General features: G+C 43.5%; 21 protein-coding genes. 14 read left to right on the top strand and 7 right to left on the bottom strand.

The window, feature by feature from the left end:
- Positions 1–98: 98 nt before the first annotated feature.
- Positions 99–1,472, bottom strand: a complete 1,374-nt coding sequence (locus H6550_11530) for a dipeptidase (GenBank protein MCB9046753.1) — start codon at positions 1,470–1,472, stop codon at positions 99–101.
- 169 nt (positions 1,473–1,641) lie between these two features.
- Here H6550_11530 and queA point away from each other — a divergent pair, with 169 nt between their 5' ends.
- The 10 genes from queA to rplQ all read left to right on the top strand — a co-directional run bounded on the left by queA (position 1,642) and on the right by rplQ (position 7,857).
- Positions 1,642–2,691: a tRNA preQ1(34) S-adenosylmethionine ribosyltransferase-isomerase QueA gene (gene queA / locus H6550_11525; GenBank protein ID MCB9046752.1), complete on the top strand. Its 1,050-nt coding sequence runs from the start codon at positions 1,642–1,644 to the stop codon at positions 2,689–2,691.
- Positions 2,692–2,772: 81 nt separating this feature from the next.
- Entirely contained in the window at positions 2,773–3,348 is a 576-nt protein-coding gene (locus H6550_11520; protein ID MCB9046751.1) for a D-sedoheptulose 7-phosphate isomerase, read from the top strand.
- A gap of 15 nt (positions 3,349–3,363) precedes the next feature.
- Entirely contained in the window at positions 3,364–3,942 is a 579-nt protein-coding gene (locus H6550_11515; GenBank protein ID MCB9046750.1) for an HAD family hydrolase, read from the top strand.
- A gap of 149 nt (positions 3,943–4,091) precedes the next feature.
- A complete protein-coding gene (gene infA / locus H6550_11510) occupies positions 4,092–4,310 on the top strand; it encodes a translation initiation factor IF-1 (GenBank protein ID MCB9046749.1) in 219 nt (72 codons plus the stop codon).
- Positions 4,311–4,337: 27 nt separating this feature from the next.
- Positions 4,338–4,454, top strand: a complete 117-nt coding sequence (rpmJ, locus tag H6550_11505; GenBank protein ID MCB9046748.1) for a 50S ribosomal protein L36 — start codon at positions 4,338–4,340, stop codon at positions 4,452–4,454.
- A gap of 40 nt (positions 4,455–4,494) precedes the next feature.
- A complete protein-coding gene (gene rpsM, locus H6550_11500; protein MCB9046747.1) occupies positions 4,495–4,875 on the top strand; it encodes a 30S ribosomal protein S13 in 381 nt (126 codons plus the stop codon).
- 105 nt (positions 4,876–4,980) lie between these two features.
- The gene (rpsK, locus tag H6550_11495) at positions 4,981–5,391 is read left to right on the top strand and encodes a 30S ribosomal protein S11 (GenBank protein ID MCB9046746.1); all 411 of its coding nucleotides are present in this window, start codon (positions 4,981–4,983) and stop codon (positions 5,389–5,391) included.
- A gap of 92 nt (positions 5,392–5,483) precedes the next feature.
- Positions 5,484–6,089, top strand: a complete 606-nt coding sequence (gene rpsD / locus H6550_11490) for a 30S ribosomal protein S4 (GenBank protein ID MCB9046745.1) — start codon at positions 5,484–5,486, stop codon at positions 6,087–6,089.
- A gap of 98 nt (positions 6,090–6,187) precedes the next feature.
- On the top strand, positions 6,188–7,183 hold the full coding sequence (locus H6550_11485) for a DNA-directed RNA polymerase subunit alpha (GenBank protein ID MCB9046744.1): 996 nt from the start codon (positions 6,188–6,190) through the stop codon (positions 7,181–7,183).
- A 113-nt stretch (positions 7,184–7,296) separates the two neighbouring features.
- Entirely contained in the window at positions 7,297–7,857 is a 561-nt protein-coding gene (gene rplQ / locus H6550_11480; GenBank protein ID MCB9046743.1) for a 50S ribosomal protein L17, read from the top strand.
- 81 nt (positions 7,858–7,938) lie between these two features.
- Here the strand turns inward: rplQ and H6550_11475 are convergent, their stop codons facing one another.
- From H6550_11475 to H6550_11460, 4 genes are all read right to left on the bottom strand, one after another.
- Positions 7,939–8,742, bottom strand: coding sequence for a TPM domain-containing protein (locus H6550_11475; protein ID MCB9046742.1), 804 nt, complete (start codon positions 8,740–8,742; stop codon positions 7,939–7,941).
- Between the two features lie 21 nt (positions 8,743–8,763).
- Positions 8,764–9,222 (bottom strand): TPM domain-containing protein, encoded by a 459-nt coding sequence (locus H6550_11470; GenBank protein MCB9046741.1) that lies wholly within the window; start codon positions 9,220–9,222, stop codon positions 8,764–8,766.
- A 13-nt stretch (positions 9,223–9,235) separates the two neighbouring features.
- A complete protein-coding gene (locus H6550_11465; protein MCB9046740.1) occupies positions 9,236–9,826 on the bottom strand; it encodes a LemA family protein in 591 nt (196 codons plus the stop codon).
- A gap of 110 nt (positions 9,827–9,936) precedes the next feature.
- Positions 9,937–10,446, bottom strand: coding sequence for a hypothetical protein (locus H6550_11460; GenBank protein MCB9046739.1), 510 nt, complete (start codon positions 10,444–10,446; stop codon positions 9,937–9,939).
- Between the two features lie 136 nt (positions 10,447–10,582).
- Here H6550_11460 and kynU point away from each other — a divergent pair, with 136 nt between their 5' ends.
- The 4 genes from kynU (at position 10,583) to H6550_11440 (ending at position 15,564) form a co-directional block, all read left to right on the top strand.
- Positions 10,583–11,854 (top strand): kynureninase, encoded by a 1,272-nt coding sequence (kynU, locus tag H6550_11455; protein ID MCB9046738.1) that lies wholly within the window; start codon positions 10,583–10,585, stop codon positions 11,852–11,854.
- Positions 11,855–11,871: 17 nt separating this feature from the next.
- Complete coding sequence (locus H6550_11450) at positions 11,872–12,318, top strand: hypothetical protein (GenBank protein ID MCB9046737.1); 447 nt, start codon at positions 11,872–11,874, stop codon at positions 12,316–12,318.
- An 83-nt stretch (positions 12,319–12,401) separates the two neighbouring features.
- Positions 12,402–14,531, top strand: a complete 2,130-nt coding sequence (locus tag H6550_11445; GenBank protein MCB9046736.1) for a T9SS type A sorting domain-containing protein — start codon at positions 12,402–12,404, stop codon at positions 14,529–14,531.
- 100 nt (positions 14,532–14,631) lie between these two features.
- The gene (locus H6550_11440; protein ID MCB9046735.1) at positions 14,632–15,564 is read left to right on the top strand and encodes a bifunctional riboflavin kinase/FAD synthetase; all 933 of its coding nucleotides are present in this window, start codon (positions 14,632–14,634) and stop codon (positions 15,562–15,564) included.
- Here H6550_11440 and holA read toward each other — a convergent pair.
- Entirely contained in the window at positions 15,557–16,567 is a 1,011-nt protein-coding gene (gene holA / locus H6550_11435; GenBank protein MCB9046734.1) for a DNA polymerase III subunit delta, read from the bottom strand. The genes H6550_11440 and holA overlap by 8 nt on opposite strands.
- On the bottom strand, positions 16,557–17,294 hold the full coding sequence (locus H6550_11430) for a 3'-5' exonuclease (protein MCB9046733.1): 738 nt from the start codon (positions 17,292–17,294) through the stop codon (positions 16,557–16,559). The genes holA and H6550_11430 overlap by 11 nt, the downstream gene beginning before the upstream one ends.
- Positions 17,295–17,415: the final 121 nt, after the last annotated feature.

Below are 17,415 nucleotides of genomic sequence, written 5' to 3'. Positions count from 1 at the left end.
AGAAATAAAATAGGGTAAATGTTATAAAAATGTGGTAACTTAAACAATTACGCCCTCCTGTTTTGCAGGAGGGCGTAATTAATATCCAGTAGTTGATATTATCCTTTACTCATCTCCGCAAAATACTTGTGGAAGTAAGGTATTGTCTCAATGCCTTTGAAGTAGTTCTCAACGCCATATTTTTCGTTAGGCGAGTGGATAGCATCGCTGTCCAGGCCAAAGCCCATGAGTACGGTCTTCAAACCCAATGTTTTTTCAAACAGTGCAACTATCGGAATACTACCACCACCGCGTGTAGGTATCGGCTCTTTGCCAAAAGCAGTTGTTATGGCTTTTGCCGCAGCCTGGTAGGCAATTGAATCTGTAGGTGTAACTACAGGCTCACCACCGTGATGCGGAGTTATTTTTACTTTCACTTCAGCAGGAGCGATGCTCATAAAGTGCTTGGTGAACATGTCTGTTATTTCCTTTGAGGTCTGGTCCGGCACCAGCCGCATAGATATTTTTGCATATGCTTTGGATGGCAGCACTGTTTTAGCGCCTTCACCAATATAACCACCCCATATGCCATTCACATCCAGTGTAGGGCGTGTGCCGGTACGCTCAGTGGTAGAGTATCCTTTTTCGCCACGAACATCATCAATGCCCAGGTCTTTTTTATACTCATCCAGGTCGAATGGTTTGTTGTTGATGGCATCACGCTCAGCCTGGTTCAGTTCTTTTACCTTGTCGTAAAAGCCAGGGATCGTAATGTGATTGTTCTCGTCATGCAGAGAAGCGATCATCTGGCAAAGGATGTTGATGGGGTTGCCTACCGCACCGCCATATACACCACTGTGCAGGTCGCGGTTAGGGCCTGTAACCTCAACTTCAAGATAAGACAGTCCACGCAGGCCGGTCTCGATGGAAGGGTGCTCCATGCTGATCATCGCAGTATCTGATACCAGAACGATGTCAGCTTTCAATTTCTCAACATTATCTTCCAGGAACTTGCCCAGGTTGTCAGAGCCCACTTCTTCTTCTCCTTCGATCATCATCTTAACGTTGCATGCCAGGGTATTGGTCTTTGCCATTACTTCCAGTGCCTTAACGTGCATGAATACCTGTCCTTTGTCATCGGCAGAACCACGGGCATATATATTGCCGTCTTTGATCACCGGCTCGAACGGGCCGCTTTCCCACAGATCCAGCGGGTCGGGGGGTTGCACGTCGTAGTGACCGTACACCAGGACTGTAGGCAGGGCCGGGTCAACTATCTTTTCGCCATATACTATCGGGTGTCCTGCGGTAGGGCAAATTTCGGCTTTGTCACAACCTGCTTTCAGCAGCGATTCTTTCACCGCTTCGGCACAACGGGCGACATCGCCTTTATATTTACTGTCTGCGCTGATGGAAGGTATGCGCAACAGTTCTAATAATTCATCTAAGAAACGGTCCTTATTTTCGGACATGTAATCATTCCAAGCTTGCATATATATTGAGATTTAGGGCGTAAATGTAAGGCAGTTGAAATAAAATAAGGAATATGGATTCAGAAAGGGATGTTAACATATTCTATAAATATGAGGGAAGTACAGCCAAAATTGTAATATTATCAAAGTTTCGCTAACTTTGCACACTTTTAAAATTATACTGCCACGTATGAAGTTGTCTCAATTCAAATTTGAATTACCCCTTAACATTATTGCTCAAAACCCCACCAAAGCGAGAGAGGACAGCCGCCTGATGGTAGTGCACAAGGATACGGGTAAGATAGAGCATCGTACATTCAGGGATATTTCAGAATATTTTGACGACAAAGACGTAATGGTAGTTAATAATACCAAGGTATTCCCGGCACGTTTGTACGGTAAAAAAGAGAAGACCGGAGCCAAGATAGAAGTGTTTTTGTTGCGTGAACTGAATAAGACTAATCGCCTTTGGGATGTAATAGTAGACCCGGCACGTAAAATAAGGGTAGGTAATAAACTTTACTTTGGTGACAACGATGAGTTGGTTGCAGAGGTAATAGATAATACCACTTCGCGCGGACGTACAATCCGTTTCCTGTTTGACGGCGATGATGCTGCTTTCAGGAGGATGCTGGAACAGCTGGGTGAGACACCACTGCCTAAATACATCAAGCGTAAGCCTGATGAAATGGATAAGGAGCGTTACCAGACAGTATATGCTAAATACGAAGGTGCTGTGGCAGCTCCTACTGCCGGACTACACTTCAGCCGCGAACTGATCATGCGCCTGGAGATACAGGGTATCAAGTTTGCCGAAGTAACGCTGCATACAGGTTTAGGTACCTTCCGCCCGATAGAGGTAGAGGACCTGTCAAAGCATAAAATGGACGCAGAGTACTTCAAGGTGGATGAATATGCCGCTGCAATAGTAAACACTGCCAAGAAAGATAAAAGGCGCATCTGCTCGGTAGGTACTACTACTATGAGAGCGCTGGAGAGCTCAGTAACCGCTAACGGCCTGCTGAAACCGGAAGAAGGGTGGACCAACCTGTTCATCCATCCGCCATACGATTTTTCAATTGCCGATAGCCTCATTACCAACTTTCACCTGCCAAAAACCAGCCTGCTGATCATGGTTTGTGCATTTGCGGGTTACGACCTGGCTATGGAGGCTTATAAAACAGCTATAAAAGAAAAATACAGGTTCTTCAGTTATGGCGATGCTATGCTGGTTATATAATGTATATATAAATATCCACAGAATTTCAATTTTTCCACACAACGCACTTAGCAATAGGTGCGTTGTTGTATTTTTAGGTATATGCAAGACAAGATAAGATCAATTGTTGCGGCATCAATAGATGTTAAAAGCAAGGTTTTAAATGATAACGGGCTGTTAAAAACTATTGACGAAATAACTTCGTTAATAACAGCAGCGTTTAAAAATGGTAATAAGGTCTTGTTTTGTGGTAATGGAGGTAGCGCAGCAGATGCCCAGCATTTGGCAGCAGAATTCAGCGGGAGGTTCTATAAGGACAGGAAACCGCTGCCATCTGAGGCTTTGCACTGCAATACATCGTACCTGACAGCGGTAGCAAATGACTATGGATATGAGCAGGTATATAGCAGGATGGTGGCAGGAACAGGCAGGAAAGGTGACATATTAATAGCACTGAGTACCTCGGGCAACTCTGTTAATATTACAAACGCTTTACAAACCGCGCGGGAGATTGGTATGATTACTGTAGGGTTTACAGGTGAGGGCGGGGGCAAAATGAACGGCCTTTGCGACCTGATAATAAAAGTGCCAAGCAGTGACACGCCTAGAATACAGGAATCGCATATAATGATAGGCCATATTATTTGCCAATTGGTAGAAGATGGTTTTTTTGACTAGCTAAAAGGATATGACATGACGAACGAGCAAAATTTCCAGGGACAAATAGACAACAGCTGGACATTGTTTTTAGACCGCGATGGGGTGATCAATGAGGAAAATGTAGGGTCTTACATAACATCTGTTGAAGAATTCAAGTTTTACAAGGGTAGCCTGAAATCCCTCCGTTTATTAAATGACATATTCGGGCGTATTGTTGTGGTGACCAACCAGCGAGGCGTTGGCAAAGGGATCATGAGCCTGGAAGACCTGAAAGAAATACACCAGCATATGACCGCTAAGGTGGCGGATGAGGGAGGCCGTATAGATAAGATCTATGCTTGTACGGCACTGGATGATAATGATCACAACCGTAAGCCTAATACCGGTATGGCCATGCAGGCTACCAATGACTACCCGGAAATAGACCTCAAACGCAGTATCATGGTAGGTAACAACCTAAGCGATATGGAATTTGGTAAGAAGGCCGGGATGCGTACAGTATTTCTCACTTCTACCCATAAAGCTTACGATCTGCCGCACGACCTGATAGATGAGCAATTCCCTTCTTTGCACCATTGGGCCGTGAGCCTTACTGTTGAACCGGTAGGGTAGAGTAATGGTATATGTGTAATTCGTTGATAATTATAGTTATACAACGTAAATGAGTATCCACGATGAAATACAGCATTCTGTATGAATGTTGTGTTATAATTATTTGGATGAATTAAAAAAAGCACATACCTTTGCAGTCCTTTAATAATATGGCCAAACAGTCTTTAATTAAACAGGATGGAGTGATCGTAGAAGCTTTGTCAAATGCAATGTTTCGCGTGCGTCTCGAAAATGAACACGAAATATTAGCAACTATCTCCGGTAAAATGAGGATGCACTATATCCGTATTCTTCCCGGCGACAAAGTAGGAGTGGAAATGAGTCCTTATGATCTGTCAAGAGGCCGTATTATATATCGTTATAAATAAAATATAAATTTTAAAATAACCAAACTCATGAAGGTTAGAGCTTCAATCAAAAAGCGTAGTGCAGATTGTAAGATAGTACGTCGCAAAGGCAGATTGTATATTATCAACAAAAAGAACCCTCGTTTTAAACAACGCCAGGGATAATAACAGAAAACGTATTTTAAATAAATAATAATAGACATACATGGCTCGTATAGCTGGTATTGACCTTCCGAAAAACAAACGTGGTGAGATAGCGCTCACTTACATCTATGGTATTGGCCGTAGCACAGCCCAGTATATACTGGACAAAGCTGAGATAGATTACGATAAGAAAGCTGCTGAGTGGAACGACGATGAGCAAGCTGCTATCCGTAACATCATCACCGGTGAGTTTAAAGTAGAAGGACAATTGCGTTCTGAAGTTCAGATGAACATCAAGCGCCTGATGGATATCGCATGTTATCGCGGATTACGTCATCGTAAAGGTTTACCATTGCGTGGACAACGTACCCGTACCAACAGCCGTACCCGTAAGGGCAAGCGTAAAACCGTTGCAGGTAAAAAGAAAGCACCGAAAAAATAATATTTCTGCCATTGCCGGATCCGTTGAGGTGCAGCGGGGAGGAATGGCGGAAAGCCGGGTAATACCGGTTTTTGTTATATCAGACTACCTTTATTTAAAAGTAAAATGGCAAAAGCACAATCTACCCAAAAGGGAGCAAAAGTTGCAGCTAAAAAGCGCGTAGTAAAAGTGGACGCACATGGTGATGTTCACGTAAATGCTACATTCAACAACATCATTATCAGCATTACCAACAAGAGTGGCCAGGTTATTTCATGGTCTTCTGCCGGTAAAATGGGTTTCCGTGGTTCTAAAAAGAACACTCCATACGCAGCACAAATGGCAGCACAGGATTGTGCTAAAGTAGCTATTGACGCTGGTATGAAAAGGGCGGATGTAATAGTAAAAGGACCGGGTTCAGGCCGCGAAGGCGCTATCCGTTCTATAGCTAACTCAGGTATTGAGGTTGTATCTATCAAAGACGTTACTCCATTGCCACACAATGGTTGCCGCCCGCCTAAAAAGCGTCGCGTATAATATTTGAAACTATTTTTATTAATAACATGCTGTTGCGGATCGGCTTTTACGATTTTTATATGAGACGCAGCAGTAAAAACTAAAAAATCGTAATGGCACGTTACACAGGACCAAAAAACAGAATTTGCCGTATATTCGGTGAGCCCATCCTGGGATCAGGCAAGAGCCTGGACAAAAACAGCTTTCCCCCGGGACAGCATGGTAATTCTCGCAAGCGCAAATCTGCAAGTGAGTATTCAATCCAGCTGAAAGAAAAGCAAAAGGCTAAATACACTTATGGTGTATTGGAAAAGCAATTCCGTAACATCTATACCGAGGCTAACCGCCTGAAAGGTGCGACCAGTGAGAACCTGATCAAGTTGCTGGAATCTCGCCTGGACAACACAGTATACCGTATGGGTATTGCACCTACACGTCCTGCTGCTCGTCAGCTGGTATCTCACAAGCACATCATGGTAAACGGTAATATCGTGAATATACCTTCTTACCGCCTGAAACCGGGTGATGTTATTGAAGTGAAACCAAAATCAAGGGTTAATACCGACCTGATGGCGCAAGTAGGTTCAAAGAATCCAAAGATAAACTGGGTAGATTTTGATGAGAAGCAATTCAAAGGTACTTACCTGGCTCATCCTGAGCGTGAGAGCGTACCTGAGAACATCAAGGAACAGCTGATCGTCGAGTTGTACTCTAAATAATAATAAGCCCATACTCGCGTATGGGCTATAGTTATGTACAGGCAGTATGAATCATACCCTGTTTATTAAATAAAAAAGTTAAATAATAAAATATCAATATGGCCATATTGAACTTCCAGAAGCCGGATAAAATTGTTCTTCAGAAAGCAACAGATTTCGAAGCCCAATTTGAGTTTCGCCCATTAGAGCCTGGTTATGGTGTTACTATTGGTAACGCACTGCGCCGCGTATTACTTTCTTCGCTTGAAGGTTATGCCATCACAGGTATAAAGCTTGCCGGTGCCGACCATGAGTTTGCTACTATAAAAGGCGTGCTTGAAGACGTAACTGAGATCATCCTGAACCTGAAGCAGGTAAGGTTGAAAAAATCAGTGGAAGACGACATAGCTACTGACAGGGTAGAGCTGAACATCAAAGGCCAGGATACATTTACTGCCGGTATGATAGGTGAAGCACTGCCAAACTTTGAGGTGATGAACCCTGAGTTGGTTATCTGCAGCATGGAGCCGAGCATCAATTTCCAGATAGAATTGCAGATCGGTAAAGGACGTGGTTATGTTCCTGCTGAAGAGAACCGTATGGAAGATGCACCTCTCGGTTACATCGCTATCGACTCTATCTACACGCCGATCAAAAACGTAAAATATACGATTGAAAATACACGTGTTGAACAGCGTACAGACTTTGAAAAGCTGATCATGGAAGTAGTTACCGATGGTACTATTCACCCTGAAGAGGCTGTGAAAGAAGCCTCTCGTATCCTGATCCAGCACCTGATGATCATCACAGATGAGAACATCAGCCTGGATACTAAACGCGAAGAGAAAGAAGCGGTTGTAGACGAAGAGACACTGCAGGTACGTAAGACCCTGAATACACCACTGGAAGACCTGGAGCTTTCTGTACGTGCGTTCAACTGTCTGAAGGCTGCTAAGATCAACTCTCTGAGCGAGCTGGTTCAGTACACACAGGAAGAGCTGATGAAGTTCCGTAACTTCGGTCAGAAATCACTGTCTGAGATAGAGCAGGTACTGGGTGAGCGTGGTCTGCACTTCGGTATGGATATCAGCAAATACGTTCGCAGTAGCGACTAATAAATAATTCAAAAGTCATCCCGCATTTGCGGGGTGACTTTTATCTTTTTTAATTAACAATGTACCCCGTAACTCCTTGACACGGTGCGGGGGAAACTCAAAAAACAACAGTCATGCGTCACGGAGATAAAGTGAACAATCTTGGCCGTAAGAAGGCCCACAGGGTAGCATTAATGCAGAACCTGACCAGCCAGTTGATCGAGCACAAACGTATCGTTACAACATTGGCAAAAGCAAAAGCATTGCGTGTATATGCAGAGCCTATCATTACCCGTTCTAAGGTAGATTCTATGCACAACCGCCGCGTGGTTTTTGGCCACCTGCAGGACAAAGAAGCTGTTAAAGAACTGTTTGGCGTAATTGGTGACAAAGTAGCTAACCGTCCCGGTGGTTACACACGTATCATCAAGTTGCCTCGCCGTATGGGTGATGCCGCTGATATGGCAATGATAGAGCTGGTTGACTTCAACGAGATCTACAAGAAAGGTGCTGATGATGCAGCTAAGAAAACTCGTCGTAGCCGTCGTAGCAGTGCTAAGAAAGCTGCTCCTGCTGCTGCACCAGCAGAAACAGTTGCTGAAGAGCCAAAGGCAGAAGCTGTAGTTGAAGAAACACCTGCAGTTGAAGAAGCTCCTGTACAGGAAGAAAACAACGAAGAGAACAAAGAAGCTTAATCAGCTTATTTATTCCGAAATATTTAAGGGCTACTCATTGAGTAGCCCTTATTGTTTTAGTTCGTTTTTCTGTGTAACGTATTACCAGCTTCCACTGGCGCCACCGCCACCGAATCCACCGCCGCCGAAACCGCCAAATCCACCACCACTGCGGCCTCCGCCAAATCCACCACCAAATCCACCTCCACGGTGCCGGCCACCGCCCAGCAATTCGCCCAACAGCATGCCTGTAGCAATGTCGCCATACCCGCGTCCGCTCATATAGCCACCGCCACGGTTGTTGCCTCCGCCGCCTTTGCTTATGGCAAATACAATGATAACAATGATGATAATGAACAGTATGGTTACCAGTGGGGGTACTTTTTCTTTGCCGTGGTTGTAGTCAACTTCCGCCTTGTATTCTCCCTTAGTGGCCAGTATTATGGCATCGGCAGCCTTATTAAAACCGCCGTAAAAGTCTCCTTGTTTAAATTGGGGCACTATCTCGTTGCGGATAATACGCCCGCATATAATGTCTGTTAAAGCGCCTTCAAGACCATATCCTGACGATATGTTGACTTTCCTGTCTTCTTTCGATGCCAGGATAACTACACCATTGTCCTTGCCTTTTTGGCCCACGCCCCATCTTTGGCCCAGTTCAGTAGCATACTGCGCTACATCATACCCGCCCAGGTTTTTTATGGTAACAACCGTTATCTGTGTAGATGATGTTTTCGCATAATCTTCCAGCTTTGCTTCCAGTTGTTGTGCCTCACCCGGACTCATCATGCCGGCAAAATCATTTACCAACCTGGGAGGATTAGGTTGTTTGGGGAAATCGCCATCGCCGGCAAAGGCAATATGCGATAGCAACAATATGAACAGAATGCTGAGATAACGTAACAAGATATGCTCCTTTGGTTTTAGTTATTTGCCGAATACTATTTCATCGGGCAGTTCATTTTTAGTTACAGTAGGGTCGTATGGAAAGTATTTGGCCAATGCGTTACCTAACTCGTTGATACAGGCCACAAATCCTTCTGCCATTTGCCCGTTGCCCAGGTATTGCCTGAACACTTGTGCCGCATTTTTCCAGAATACAGGACCGCCTGCCTGCTCATATATTTCCTTATCGCCCAGTATGGCAAACTGGTGGTCGTCGTATGCCATGTATATCAATACGGCATTACGGCGTACTGTTTCAGTCATGCCCAGTTCGGCAAATACCTCTTTAGCACGGTCCATTGCATCTACATAGTTGCAACGGCTCTCCATAAATACACGCAGTTCTCCTGTCGTGTTTTTTTCCGCATTCTGTATAGCAGCCACCACTTTTTCCTGCTCTTCTTTATTGAGCGGCTGCTTATTCTTGCCAAATAAGCTCATGGTATCTATTTTTTTAGAATTCTACTTTCGGTGCTTTTTCTGCCCCGGCTTCTGCTTCAAACATACCTTTCTTCTGGAAACCAAGCATGCCTGCAAAAATGTTGTTAGGGAAAGTACGCACTTTTATGTTGTACTCTTTTACGGTCTCATTGAATCGCTGACGGGCAACAGTGATACGATTTTCTGTACCCTCAAGCTGATCTTGCAGTGACAGGAAGTTCTGGTTAGCCTTTAGTTCCGGATATTGCTCGCTTACTACCATCAGGCGCCCTAAAGCCTGGCTGAGCTGTCCCTGTGCCTGTTGGAATTGTTGCAGCTTTTCCGGGGTCAGGTCGTTAGGGTCTATCCTCATAGACGTAGCTTTGGCACGCGCTTCAATCACTTGTGTGAGTGTAGATTTTTCAAAATCAGCGGCTCCTTTTACAGTTGCTACAAGGTTGGGTACCAGGTCAGACCTGCGTTGATATTGGTTCTCTACCTCACCCCATTTGCTTTTCACTTCTTCGTCAACAGTAACCAGTGATTTTTGGAGGTTGCAAGCCTGGCATCCGCCTATCAGCAATATTGCAGCTACAACTATTAGTGCGATTGTTCCTTTTTTCATTGTTGATTTATTTTATGCAAAAGTAGCCTTTTTGGCATATACGCAAAAAGCGCCGTGTAACGCACGGCGCTCCTGTATTCCAGGCAAACTACCTCACTAAAAACTAAACACTACCTGAAATAATATCTTGCTGATGCACCGAACATATTGTGCGAGAAAAATTCAGGCCCACGACTGGTAAAGTTGACTGCAGGTTTTATGTCAGCACTTAAGCCGAGTGGTATTTTTTTGAAGATGTATTCAACACCACCTATGGCGTCAATACCTACTATAGGTTCGGGCCTGTCATACACCCAAACAGCTTCGTTTTGTCTGTACCAGGCGCCATTATCCCAAACGCCTGCATGCACACCACCACCCATGATTATACGCCATGAAGGATCGGGCATAATAATGTTACCTTCTAATAATGCAACCCCTGTAAAACTGTTGCCTCCATATACTCCACCTACATTTGCCTGAGCTTCGAAAGATAGGTGAGGAGAGAAAAATGTTTTAAATGTGACTCCGCCACCGTCAGGCGTAGCACGTAAGCCTATTGCACTGCTGCTTTTTTGTGCATATGTACCAAAGCTGGTTGACAACAATATTATTCCTGCTAACGCGATGATCTTTTTCATATTTCGTGAGTTTGATTGCTTATATAACCACGTAGCAAGTAAATGGTTCACTTATTATGAATACTTTAACAGTGTTTGCGGGCGTTCTGAATTCCTGTATGTATTGCTTACTTTTGCGCAAACAACAAGAATGAATATCAATTACGAGGCAAGCCTGGAGTATGCTCAGCAGCAAGACCTGTTAGATACACTACATCATTTCCGTACGCGTTTTCATATCCCTCAGCACGAGGGCAATGATGTGGTTTACTTGTGTGGTAATTCATTGGGTTTGCAACCCAAAAGTGTTGAGTACCTGATGCAACAGGAGTTGAAAGATTGGGCTAAATATGGTGTTGAAGGGCATTTTGAGGCAAGAAATCCTTGGTTCTCATATCACAAACTGTTCTCCGAGCGCCTGGGTCGCCTTGTCGGAGCCTCAAAAGATGAGGTGGTCGCTACTAATACATTGACCGTAAACCTGCATTTGTTAATGGTCTCTTTTTACAGGCCAAAAGGTAAGCGTTATAAAATAATGATGGAAGCAGGTGCTTTCCCCAGCGATCAGTATGCCATAGAAACGCAGGTGCGTATATATGGCTATGACCCTGCTGATGCTATCATAGAAATAGCTCCGAAAGAAGGCGAACATACCATTAACGATGAAGATATAATTAAAGCGATAGAAAAAGCTGGTGATAGCCTTGCGGTGGTAATGTTTGGCGGTGTGAATTATTACACCGGTCAGTTCTTCAATTTAAAAGCAATAACGGAAGCAGCTCATAAGGTAGGTGCCTATGCAGGTTACGACCTGGCACATGCTGCCGGAAACATACCATTGCAGTTACACGACTGGAACGTGGATTTTGCCTGCTGGTGTTCTTATAAATATCTGAATTCGGGACCGGGAGGCGTGGCAGGCCTGTTCGTTCACGAGCAACATTATGGCAATCCGGAGGTGTTCAGGCTGGCGGGCTGGTGGGGTAATGATGAGAAGGACCGCTTCAAAATGAAGAAAGGTTTTATACCACAAAATAACGCAGGTAGCTGGCAGATGAGTAATGCACCCGTGTTTAATATGGTAGCCCATAATGCAGCACTGGATCTGCATGATAATGCCGGTATGAAAGCACTCAGGGAGAAGAGTGAAAAGCTGACCGGCTACATGGAGTTTTTGTTGAGGCAAATAACTAACCTGGATTTTGAAATTATTACCCCATCTGAACCTGAGCGCAGGGGTGCGCAGTTGTCATTACTGTTTGGAGACAGGGGGAGAGAGGTGTTTGATGCTTTAACCCGGCAAGGCGTTATTGCAGACTGGAGGGAACCTAATGTGATACGTATTGCCCCTGTGCCTATGTATAATACCTTTGAAGATGCTTACAGGTTTTACCAGATATTGAAGAACCTGGGCGATAAAGAATCATAGTAGCTAAATACACGTTCATGCAATACCTGCTCTCATCTTTTCTGTTCTTACTGATATGTATGTCGGTAGGGTGCAAGTTGGAACATGGTGAAGATAACAGAAGAGAACGTACCTACATCACTGCACATACAAATGACCCGGACAGGTATATTTACGCCTGGCAGGGTAATATAGACGGGCAGTATCCTGTTTTGATGTGGTACAAAGAATTCGGTGATAAAGTAGCCGGTTCTCTTTTTTATACTGCACGGAAAAATGCTACGGCTATACAGTTGTCAGGGGCAAAAAAAGGAAAAGAATACGAGTTGCGGGAAATGCTACCTGATGGACGTGTGATAGGTATATGGCATGTGCAACCCGATGCTGTTTCAATGGAAGGTACATGGTATGACCCAAGGCAAGATATTACCCTTAACGTGTCGCTGATGCATATAGATACTGCAGTGACAGTGATAGCGCCCTGATATTTATGACAAACATATGACGATTAGGTGATAAGTTTAGGAATGTTTTAACGTTAATTTTAATGTAACTAAAACATCCCCCTATGTCAAAACTACACTATCTATTCGTTCTTTGCTTCTTTACAGCGTTATCCGGTTCTGCACAGTACAGTCTTTCAGTATCCAATCCTCACTTTAATGTAAATCAACGTACACAAGGAATAATAACAAGTCCGGAGGTGGTTGTGACACCCGATGGAGCCTATGCGCGTGTCGATATGACATTTACTATTAACCCTCAGTCTACTTATAAAGTAACAGACAGTTTAGAAGCGGTATTATTATTTGATCTTCCTGCAGGCAGTTTTATTCATGACTCCTGGCTATGGTTGGATGAAAATACGATCATCAAGGCTGATGTAGTTGAAAAAAACAGAGCTATCAGCATATACGAAGGCATTGTTAAGAGAAAAAGAGACCCTTCATTGTTATACAAAACCGGTGAGAACAGCTACCAGTTAAATGTCTATCCTATGACAACTGCATACCCTCGCAAGGTAAAAATAACATACGTTTCTCCTTTAAAATGGCACGGTGATCATGTGAATGTTGCCTTGCCTGTTCATCTTTTTGAGTCATCTCAGATATTGCCTGATATTATCGTCAAAGTGAAGAACGATTTCTTTTATAGCTCACCCGGGTTTGTAGAAAATGACTATAACAAGTATTTCCTGGGCAAGACAAATGGAGAGGATGCCTTAGTGTTGAGGGGGGCTGATTATAAAAACAATACATTTAACCTGCGTTATACAACCGGTAGTAATGAAATACAATTATATACGTACCCGGTTAACAACAGCGAAGGTGTATACCAACTGATCGTTCCGCCTGCTGCTTTTGGCTTGAATAAAAAACAGAATGTAGTATTTATCATCGATCATCCTAATGGCAGCAATACTATTTATTCATTGGCAGAGGTGTTGCAGGAATTGAAAATAAAATTGTTGACCGATTATAGTACAGATGATTCCTTCAATCTTTTTTATGAGTATGCCGGAAATATTGTTCAGGCATTTCAGGGCTGGCACAATATAGACATCGCATCAGTTAATGCAGCACTGTCTGGTGTGCCGTCATCAATATCCAAGTCAGGTAATCAATATCCTGATCTGATCAAATCAGCTTTGAGCTTTTGTGCTTCAAAAAGTGCATCGGAGGCACAGGTTGTTTTGTTGAGCAATAACAATAGTTATACTAATAATCAAAGCATAGTTGACCAGATGTATAAAAATTTAATAACGGATATGAATGGCAGCTTGCCTAACAAAATAGATGTTGTCAATTATAGTACAACTAAACAATATGTGTCGGGGAGTTATTACTACGCAAATGATATATGGTACAGTAAGCTGACTTTGGGCAGTGGTGGAAGTATATACAGGTACAAGACCTATTTGTACAAATATATAAACGGCAAATACAGCTATACTTACGACTTTGACCTGGGTTCCACGCTCACGTCCATTGCTGAGAATTCAGGTTCTGCCACTGCTTCATATAATGTTAATGTCAGCATTGCAAATGGATTTACTTATTCGCGGTATAATCTGAATTCTGTAAATAAGCTGAATATGTCCAGGCACTATATAGAAACCGGAAGGTACTCTGGAAATATTATGCCCGGTTCTGTGGTTGACGTTAATGCAATTTCAGGAGGTAATGCCATCCAGTTGCATGATACAATAAATACTATTATGAATGGCAACAACACTTTCGTGCCGGTGTGGACACATCACTATATATCAGAATTAATTGGTAAACAGAATCCAAGCTTTGTGCAGGAAATAATAGACAGCAGTATTAATAACCGGGTATTATGTTCTTATACAGCATTCCTGGCAATAGAGTCGGGAGATACCGTTAATACAAATCTTGATGATAATCCTAATGTTCTATATATAGGCGAGCTTCCTGAAGACCAGAAGTCTACTGTAAAATGCTTCCCCAATCCATTTAGAGATAGGTTGACCATTGAGTTTCCAAATGGGGTAGAAAGGATTGAGGTGTTTGACCTTACAGGAAGAAAGGTGTATAGCCATATAATTGAAAAAGGCATGCAAACTCATACTTGGAATGGGAAAGACATGAATGGTAATGACTTGCCTGCCGGTATGTATATGGTTATTGGCTATACTGCATCAGAGCGATTTACTGCCAAGGTGATGAAACAATAGTTGTCCATTTAATGACAGATCAAAGCCCCGCAATAAGCGGGGCTTTATAGTTTAGCGTATTAATGCCTGTTATTGTTAACTTTACGGGCATTTTTTATCCATGGCCATATATTATTCAATAGACGACTTACCCGATTTTTCGAACCCTGTTATTACTATTGGCACTTTTGATGGTGTGCATATGGGGCATAAGGTCATCTTGAAAGAGGTGCATAATTATGGCCGCAAGATAGGAGGGGAGACTGTCCTGCTCACCTTTGAACCTCACCCGCGCAAACTTATTTTCCCTGATACACCTATAGAGATACTTACTCCTCTTGATAAAAAGGTGGGGTTGATAACGAATGAAGGTATACAGTATATTGTGGTGGTACCTTTCACTAAAGATTTTGCAAGTCAATCTGCTGAGCAATACATTTCAGATTTTCTTGTTAAGTTGTTTCGTCCTTCTGTTATCATCATTGGCTACGACCACCAGTTTGGTCATGACAGGAAGGGCGACATAAGCTTGCTGCGCTCTATGCAAAAACAATATGGTTATGAGGTGGTAGAGATACCTGCACAACTGATAGATGAAGCCACCGTGAGTTCTACCAAAATAAGGAAAGCCTTGAAGAGCGGAGCCGTTAGTGAGGCTACTGCTATGCTGGGGCGCAACTATACAATATTGGGTACGGTACAAAAGGGTGCACAGCTAGGCCGTACCATTGGCTATCCTACAGCTAATGTCGTGCCCAACCATAAAGAGCAGATCATTCCGACCAATGGCGTATATGCTGTAAAAATAACCTACGCAGGCAATGAATATAATGCTATGCTGAACATTGGTTTCCGGCCTACGGTGAGTAGTGACATGACCCTGCATATAGAAGCATTCATCTTTGATTTTTCGGACGACATCTATAACGAAGAGATAGAGCTGGCTTTTGTAGAACGGCTGCGGGATGAACAAAAATTCAGCTCGTTGGATGAATTAAAAACTCAACTGGCCAAAGATGAAATAGCAGCTAAAAATGCACTGGGTATCAACTAAGGACCAGTTCCATTTTGCCTATCATTTCCTTCAGCAACTCACGGTCATCAGCTGTGCTTTCAATTCCTACGGCTTTAGTGCTGTATTTGCCCAGTAATAATAAGCAGGCTTCTATGCGGTGTGATGAGAACTTTTGCGCGGTAGCCAGCATTTGCCGGGCCCGGTTAGGGTAAGTGCCCAGAGCGGCAGCGGCGTCTTTTTCGTGTTTCCCCAGCAGGAAGCATGCCTGGTATAATTTGCTGAAATGGCTGTAAAAAGAGCCTATCAACAGGGGCATAGGCGACGACTTTGGGTTGGCGATGAAATAGGCCAGCATGCGGTACAGTTTATCCTTGTCCATGTTGGTGAGCGTTTCAGGGAACTCAAACACATTGTACTCCCTGCTGATACCGATATACTTCTGTATCATCTCTGTGGTCAGCGCTTTTTCTTCAGGCACATTGATGCGCACCTTGGCTATTTCGTTGGCTACTTTTTGCAGATCATTACCTAAAAATGTAGCCAGTATCTGCGATTCACGTTCACCAACTGCAAATCCTGTCTCTTTGCCATATGCCTGTATCCATCCGGGCACCTGTTCGTCTTTTATCTTGTCAGATGTGAAGTAATAGCCCTTTTCTTTGGCGTATTTAACCAGCTTGCCACGGCCGTCAGCTTTTTTAAACCTGTGTTCGATCAGGAATATCGTAGTTGGAGACGGATGCTCAAGATACCCAGCCAGTTCGTTGATACTACGCATCTGCGCGGCATCTTTCAATATCACTACCTGCCTTTCTGCAAACATCGGGAAACGTCTGCATGCATTTACCACGTCTGCCCATTCCACGTCCTTACCATACAATACCATCAAGTTGAAATCACGCTCTGCGGGCTGCAGTATCTTATCTTCAAAATACTCAGTAAGCATGTCAATGTAGAACGGCTCTTCACCGTCTACAAGGTAAACGGGCGCAAATTCCCTCTTCTCCAGCGATTGCAGTATTTTCTTAAAATCAGCTACCATTTTGTGCTTCGTCTACGTATATAGTTTCAAAACTGTCGTCCTCTCCTTTCAGCTTCAGGTATACCCTTGCTGATGTTGCTACATCACGCAGGCAATACCGTGCTATCCGGGGTAGGTCATTATCGTTGTAATAGACACTGCCTACCATACTACCATCAATATCTTCTTTGGGTGAAGGTATACCCAGTATCTCGGCCAGCAAAGATAAGGAGGTGTAGTTTTTAAAATCTCCGAATTTCCACATTTCCATAGTGTCAATATGAGGGTTCTCCCAGGGCTTTTTCCCGCTCAGATTCATGACAGGGGGAAGTGATAACCCATTTACCAGCATACGACGGCACAGGAAAGGAATGTCAAACTCCTTGATGTTGTGCCCGCAAAAGGCCATTTGTGAGTTGTAGGCTACAAACCTGGATACGAGGTCAGAGAATTCTTCCAGCAACTTTTTCTCGTCGTCCATCGCTAAGGATTTCAACCGCATATGCCATTTGCCCTCGCCGTGATACAGGCTGCCAAAGCCGATGCATACCACCTTTGCAAACTCGGCAAAGACACCCGATTTTTCGGTAAACAATTCGTCATATCCTACATTGTCTCCGGCGTCCCGTTTCATAAAACGGGCTTTCTTCTCCCATTCTGTCTGCATACGTTCTGATAATGAGCTGTACTCCTTTACCAGGGGCACTGTCTCAATGTCTATGAACATGATATGTTGATGAAGCTGCATGGCGTTTTAACAATTCTTTCTGTACGTAATGATACAATTTTTTGTTGTCCTGCTATAATCTACCGTTTATACATATTAAATTCATGCTACGGAAACAGGGAATAATATTTTTTCCTGTACG

This window comes from Chitinophagales bacterium (genome assembly GCA_020636495.1).
In the GTDB taxonomy this organism is placed as follows: Bacteria; Bacteroidota; Bacteroidia; order Chitinophagales; family Chitinophagaceae; genus UBA5543.
The sequence above is the reverse complement of the archived record's forward strand: the minus strand, read 5'-3'. Positions and strand labels throughout refer to the sequence as shown.